Here is a 6,366-nt window from a genome sequence, read left to right as displayed (position 1 = left end):
TCCGCCGAGCGCGCGATCTTCTCCTCCACGCCGAGATAGCCCGCGAGCAGCGAGCCGGCGATCGCCAGATAGGGATTGGCGTCGGCTCCCGGCAGCCGGTTCTCCACCCGCCGCGCGGCGCGGCCGCCGGCCGGCACGCGCAGGCCGCAGGAGCGGTTGTCGTGCGACCATTCGATATTGGCCGGCGCGCTGTGGTTAGGACGAATGCGCCGGTACGAATTCACGTTCGGCGCAAACAGCGGCATGATTTCCGGAACATATCTCTGCAAGCCGCCGATGAAGTGGCCGAACATCGCGGTGTCGGCATCGTCGCCGCCGGCAAACAGCGTGTTGCCAGCCTCGTCGACAATGGACATGTGCAGATGCATCGAGGAGCCGGCCTGCGCCGCGATCGGCTTGGCCATGAAGGTGGCGTGCATGCCGCTCGCCTGAGCCGCCTGCCTGGTCAGGCGCTTGAACAACAGCACCTTGTCGGCCAGCGCCAGCGCATCGCCGTGCAGGAAGTTGATCTCCAATTGCGCCGTGCCCGACTCATGGATCAGCGTATCGAGCGGCAACCCCGCGGCCGCCGCATGCGCGTAGATGCGCTGGATCACCGGCTCGAACTCCTCCAGCGCCGCCATGTCATAAGGATGCTGCACGCTTTCGGCGCGGCCGTTGCGCCCGGCCGGGGCGGTCAGCGGCTGGTCCGGATCGGGATTTGGCGCGGTGAGATAGAATTCGAGCTCCGGCGCCACCACCGCCCGCCAGCCGCGCTGGCGATAGAGATCGAGCACCGCCCGCAAGACGTGACGCGGCGAGGCCATCCATGGACGGTCGTCCATGTGGAAGGCATCGGCAAAGACATAGGCCTTGCCGGGCCCGCCGCCGGGCGCCAGGCAAAGTGTCGAGACATCCGGCACCATGCGCATGTCCGGGTCCGAATAGGCGAAGCCTTCGTCGATCGAGCCGGAATAGCGGCCGTCAATGCTGACCAGGAAGGCGCTGCTCGGCAGATAGAGCGCGCGGTCTTCCAGCGCCTTCAGGAACTTCGCCGCCGGCAGCGCCTTGCCGCGCAGCACGCCGTTCATGTCGGGCACCAGGCATTCGACTTCGCTGATCGCGTGCGCGGCCAGCCAGCTTTTCGGGTCGTTGGCGCCGCTCGTCGGCGGCAGGGTCGTCAGGTGGTTTTCAGGCATTTGGTCACATCCGTATCAAAGAGAGGATCGCTTCGGCGGCCACATCCGTTCCGGGCTTCAGCGCCATCTGCGCTGCATTGTCCTTCAGGCGGGCGCGCATCGCATCGTCGGCCAACAGGCCGAGGATCGCTCGCTCCAGTACTCCTTCGGTCCAGCCATCACGGCCGATATGGTTGCCGACGCCGGTCTCCTCGGCGCGCCGCGCATTGTCGTGTCCGTCCCAGCAATAGGGCATGATCAGCGACGGCACGCCGAAGCGCAGCGCCTCGCAAAAACTATTGTTGCCGCCGTGATGGATGAAGAGATCCGATTTCGCCACCACCGAGGGCTGCGGGAACCAGGCGCCGAGATAGACATTGTCCGGCACCGCGCGATAGGCGTCGCGCAGGCCGCCGACATTGACGATGAAGCGGGCGGGCAGCCTGTCGAACACCGCCAGCATGCGCTGGATCAGCCCGACATCCATGGCACCAAGGCTGCCGAAGCTGAGATAGACCAGTGGCCCGCTGTTGCGCGGAAAGACCGGCACCTCGAACGGCCCCTCGGAGCGGACGCAGCCCTCAAGATAGGTGAAGCGCACGGGGTCGAGCGGCGCCGCGCGTTCGCGGCGCACGATGGCCGGTGTCAGCAGCAGGTTGAGATCGGGCGAAGTCTCCAGGAACAGGCCCTTCGGCAGCGGCGCGAGACCTGCATTGGCGCGCAGCCGGTTGAACCGCTCATGCGCCGGGGCGACCGCCGCGAGGTAGCGCGCCTCGAAGGCGGCGCGCCCAGGGTCGTCGGCGGCAAGGCCGGAAAGATAGGGCGGCACCTTGGCGTCGGGCAATTCCGTCTCGGCGCATGAGACGACGCGCACCCACGGGCAGCCGGCGCCGGCGATCGCCGGAAACATGATGACATTGTCGAGGACGACGGCGTCGGGCTTCAGCCGCGCCAGCAATTGCCTGAGCGGCGCCTCGGCGTGGGCCGCCGTGTCGACGATTGCCTGCCATGTCGGCGCGACATAGGTTTCGAGCTGGTCGAGCGGGCTCAGCCGGAAATGCGGCAGGTGGCGGCGCACGAAGGCCTGCCAGTAGCTCTGCCGCTCGCTGTCGCTCAGCGGATCGTCGGTCGGCAGCTGGTATTCCTGAAAGCCGTAATCGGCGAAGACGCCGGAAAAGCCGGCATGGCAGATGAAGACCGGCCGGGCGCCCCTGGCTCGCAAGGCCTGCGCGATGCCGACGCAATTGAGCGCCGCGCCGAAGCTCGCTTCGGGAAACAGCGCGATGGTCGGGCTGGCTTTGCGCGTCACGATGTCCTCGGTCAATCCGGCCGGCTGATCATGCCGAACAGCGCCGGCGCGCCGCGGCTCGCCGCCCGCGGCCGCTGGCTGCGCGACAGCCTCAGATGCACACGCAGCAGATCAGCGGCAACCTCATACTGCCGGCTTTCCAGATGGTCGAGTATGGTGAGGTGCTCGCGCAGCGACTGCTTGAGCCGGAACACGTTGACGCCCGCATAGATGCCAGGCAGCCGGCGCAACCGGAGATGATCGGACAGCGCGTCGGTGACGAACCGGTTGGCCGAGCCGTCGGCGATCATGCCGTGGAACTCGATGTCCAGCCGTTGGAATTCCCTGGTGTCGAAGGCCGCATCGGGCTGCGCCATCAGCGCCTCCATGCCCTGGCGCAGCGCCGCCGCCCGCGCGCCGTCGAGGCTGAAGCCCGGCGTCAATATGGCGGCGGGCTCCAGCAACAGCCGGAAGTCGTAGCTCTCGCCCTGCGCCTCGGGATCGTCGGGCGCCCGGCGAAACAGCCAGGATTGGCCCGGCGCGCGGTCGACGAGATTCTCTTCCGTCAGTCTCTGAAGCGCTTTTAGTACCGTCTTGCGTTCAGCATCGTAGCGCCGCATCAGCCCGCTGACGGTCACCGTCTGGTCCAGCCGCCGCGCCGAGCGGTCGCGCAGGATCGCCTCGGCCAGTTCGTCTTCCTCCGTATTCGGCAATTCGGCGGCGACAGCCCCTTGCGCCGCGAGGTCGATGGCAAGGCGGTAGCCTGTGGCGGCTTCCCAGCGCACCACGCCCTGTTCGGTGAGCAGGCGCAGCGCCGCCCGCACCGGAGTCCGCGAAACGCTGCAGAGCGAGGCGATCTGTTGCTCGGGAAGGTGCGCGCCGGGCGCGAAGCCGCGCTGCCTGGCAACGTCCAGGATGCGCTGCGCAAGATCGAGATGGTTGGTGCGAGGTCGCCTGGCTGCCGCTTGCATGACTTGTTCTCGTGGATCGGTGCGACCCCGGTTTGGCCGATCGTCCCCGCCGAGGCAATCGGCCAGATTCCGGAGCCGCCCGCCAAATTATGGATTGACGTACTTTTTTCTGCAATAGTACTGTCACTGCAATCGGCAACAAAAGACCGGGGAACAGGATCGAGCCCGTGGCGGGAACCGCGAATGCCGGTCTGCCAATGAATTTGACCATCAACCGTAATGGGAGACTGCCATGACCACCGCCCTGCAGCACCGTTCGTTCAGAACGTCTTCAATCGCGCTCGGCTTCGCTCTGGCGCTTTCGGCGCCGGCGGCCGCCGCCGACCTCGTCATCTCCAACTGGGACGGCTATATGGCGCCCGACGCCATGGCCGCCTTCAAGACCGCGACCGGTGTTGCCGGCGAGGTCGTGGTCCACGCCACCAATGAGGAGATCATGGGCAAGCTCGTCGCCTCCGGCGGCAAGGGCTATGACGTGGTCTTCGTCTCCTCGCCCTTCGCCGAGGTGCTGAACAAGCTCGGCCTGACCGAGCCGATCGACCATGCCCAGGTCCCCAACCTCGCCAATCTCTATCCGGAAGCGACCAAGCTGCCGCACGATGTCGGCAACGCCTTCTCGGTGCCCTACACCTGGGGCACGACCGGCCTCTGCTATCGTTCGGACCTGATCAAGACGGCGCCGACAAGCTGGAGCGACCTGCTCGCGCCTTCCGACGATCTCAAGGGCAAGACCACCATGCTGGCCACCGACCGCTGGCTGCTGGCCGCGGGCCAGCTCGACAAGGGTTTCTCCGTCAACGAGACCGACCCGGCCAAGATGGCCGAGGTCAAGGACCTGCTGATCTCGGCCAAGAAGACCCTCCTCGCCTATGACGACACCACCTTCTATTCGAAGCTGGTGTCCGGCGAGGCGCTGCTGGTGCAGGCCTGGGACGGCTGGTGCAACTACGGCATCGCCGAGAAGCCCGAGATCAAATACGTCATTCCGAAGGAAGGCTCGGACCTCTGGGTCGACACGATGGTGGTGATGAAGGCTTCCGAGCACAAGGACGCCGCCTTCAAGTTCATCAACTTCATGCTCGACGCCAAGAACCACGCCTGGGCGGCGCAGAACATCGACTACAAGGTGCCGAACAAGCCGGCGATGGAGAGCCTGCCGGCCGACTTCCTGGCCAAGTTCCCCAACATGGCGATGCCGGTGGCCGACCTCGTCAAGTTCGAGCAGTTGCGCGACGTCGGCGACGCCCAGCGCGACTACTCCAAGATCGTTAGCGAGATCAAGGCCGCGCAGTAGGCGCTTGCAGCCCAGAGACAATGGCCGATGGCGGGCTGCCGCCGTCGGCCGCTGAGCGGTATCGAAAATTGTCCCAGACCAGACTTCGCTCCAACCTGCTGATGGCGCCGGCTTTGGCCTGGCTGACCGCGCTCATGGTCGTGCCATGCGCGCTGGTGCTTGCGCTCGCCTTCTTCCGGCGCGGCATCTATGGCGGGATCGAATACACTTTCACGCTGGAGAATTTCGGCCAGGTCCTCGACCCGCTCTATGCCGGCATCTTCCTCAACTCGGCGCGCATCGCCGGCGCCGCGACACTGATCGCGGTCATCATCGGCTACGCCGCTGCCTATGCGATTGCCGCGGCGCCACGCCGGCTGCAGCCGGTATTTCTGTTCTTCGCCGTGCTGCCGTTCTGGTCGAACTATCTGATCCGCACCTATGCCTGGATCGTGCTCCTCAACCGCGAGGGCCTCGTCACCCAGTTGCTGCGCTGGATGGGCTACACGGGCGAGCCGCCGTCGATGCTCTACACCGAGGGCGCCGTCATCGCCGGCCTGGTCTACAACTACCTGCCCTTCGTCATCCTCGCCTGTTACGCGCCGCTGTCGCGGCTCAATCCGGAACTCGCCGAGGCTTCGCGCGACCTCGGCGCCTCGGCGCTGACCACCTTTCGCCGCGTCATCCTGCCCCTGACGGTGCCCGGCATCGCCGCCGGCGCGGTCTTCGTCTTCGTGCTGTCGATCGGCAATTTCGTCACCCCCGCTCTGCTCGGCGGCGGCCGCTTCCAGATGATCGGCAACCTGGTCTACGACCAGTTCCTGACCGCCAATGACTGGCCGTTTGGCGCCGCCCTCGCCATGGCGCTGATCGCCATCATGCTCGCGGTCCTGATGGCGCAGGCCCTGCTTGCCGACCGCGCCGCCGGCCGAGCCAAGGAAGCTGAGGGAGGTGCCGATGGCTGAGCGCTCCCTTGCTTCCTTCTCCCCGTTCACGGGGAGAAGGTGCCCCGAAGGGGCGGATGAGGGGCGGCGCCAGCCTTTGCGACGCTCAGCGTTGCCCCTCATCTGCCTGCCAACATCTTCTCCCCGTGAATGGGGAGAAGGAGGCTGTACGACCGCTCGCCTCCTGACCATCGGAGGGCAGCCATGACTTCGTCGCCTGCCCGCACCCTCGGCTTGCGGACGATCCTCGTCCTGGTCTTCGCCTTCCTCTACATCCCGATCGCCGTCCTGGTGGCGCTCTCCTTCAACGCCGGCGGGCTGCCGACGGCATGGTCGGGCTTCTCGCTGAAATGGTACGCTTCGCTCGCCGGCAATGCGGCGATCCTGCAGGCTGCCCTCAACACGCTGATCGTGGCGCTGGTCTCGACCGCCATCGCCACGCTGCTCGGCACGCTGCTGGCGATCGGCATCGAGATGCGCCGGCAATACGGAAAGGGTCTGGAAGCACTGATCTTCGCGCCGATGATCATTCCAGACATCGTGCTCGCCATCGCGCTGCTGTCGTTCTTCTCGCTGCTCGATGTCACCATGGGCCTACACACCATCGTCCTCGCCCATGTCGTCTTCAACCTTGCCTTCGTCTGCTCGGTAGTGCGCGCGCGGCTGAAGAGCTTCGACTGGTCGATCGTCGAGGCCTCCGCCGATCTCGGCGCCTCCGCGCTCACCACCTTCC

Annotated in this window: 6 protein-coding genes; 3 read left to right on the top strand and 3 right to left on the bottom strand. The window is 66.1% G+C overall.

Annotation, left to right across the window (positions count from 1 at the left end; translation table 11 throughout):
• The 3 genes from EN781_RS22475 to EN781_RS22465 form a co-directional block, all read right to left on the bottom strand.
• Positions 1 to 1,178, bottom strand: a 1,178-nt coding sequence (locus tag EN781_RS22475) for a glutamine synthetase family protein (RefSeq protein WP_145965581.1), incomplete at its 3' end; no start/stop codon positions are given.
• Positions 1,179 to 1,182: 4 nt separating this feature from the next.
• Positions 1,183 to 2,466 carry a glycosyltransferase gene (locus EN781_RS22470; protein ID WP_126058185.1) on the bottom strand — a complete coding sequence of 428 codons (1,284 nt, stop codon included), beginning with the start codon at positions 2,464 to 2,466 and terminating at the stop codon, positions 1,183 to 1,185.
• 11 nt (positions 2,467 to 2,477) lie between these two features.
• A complete protein-coding gene (locus EN781_RS22465; protein WP_126058184.1) occupies positions 2,478 to 3,416 on the bottom strand; it encodes a GntR family transcriptional regulator in 939 nt (312 codons plus the stop codon).
• A 232-nt stretch (positions 3,417 to 3,648) separates the two neighbouring features.
• Here EN781_RS22465 and EN781_RS22460 point away from each other — a divergent pair, with 232 nt between their 5' ends.
• The 3 genes from EN781_RS22460 to EN781_RS22445 form a co-directional block, all read left to right on the top strand.
• Positions 3,649 to 4,710: a spermidine/putrescine ABC transporter substrate-binding protein gene (locus tag EN781_RS22460; protein WP_127400345.1), complete on the top strand. Its 1,062-nt coding sequence runs from the start codon at positions 3,649 to 3,651 to the stop codon at positions 4,708 to 4,710.
• Positions 4,711 to 4,811: 101 nt separating this feature from the next.
• Entirely contained in the window at positions 4,812 to 5,654 is an 843-nt protein-coding gene (locus tag EN781_RS22455) for an ABC transporter permease (protein ID WP_126059352.1), read from the top strand.
• Between the two features lie 183 nt (positions 5,655 to 5,837).
• Positions 5,838 to 6,366, top strand: a 529-nt coding sequence (locus EN781_RS22445) for an ABC transporter permease subunit (protein WP_127400343.1), incomplete at its 3' end; no start/stop codon positions are given.

Origin of the sequence: Mesorhizobium sp. M4A.F.Ca.ET.090.04.2.1, from assembly GCF_003999085.1 — a bacterium.
Taxonomy (GTDB): domain Bacteria; phylum Pseudomonadota; class Alphaproteobacteria; order Rhizobiales; family Rhizobiaceae; genus Mesorhizobium.
The sequence above is the reverse complement of the archived record's forward strand: the minus strand, read 5'-3'. Positions and strand labels throughout refer to the sequence as shown.

Excerpts from the sequence above, each read along its gene's own strand:
- EN781_RS22465 (WP_126058184.1), bottom strand. The coding sequence starts at position 3,416 with ATGCAAGCGGCAGCCAGGCGACCTCGCACCAACCATCTCGATCTTGCG.
- EN781_RS22460 (WP_127400345.1), top strand. The coding sequence starts at position 3,649 with ATGACCACCGCCCTGCAGCACCGTTCGTTCAGAACGTCTTCAATCGCG.
- EN781_RS22455 (WP_126059352.1), top strand. The coding sequence starts at position 4,812 with ATGGCGCCGGCTTTGGCCTGGCTGACCGCGCTCATGGTCGTGCCATGC.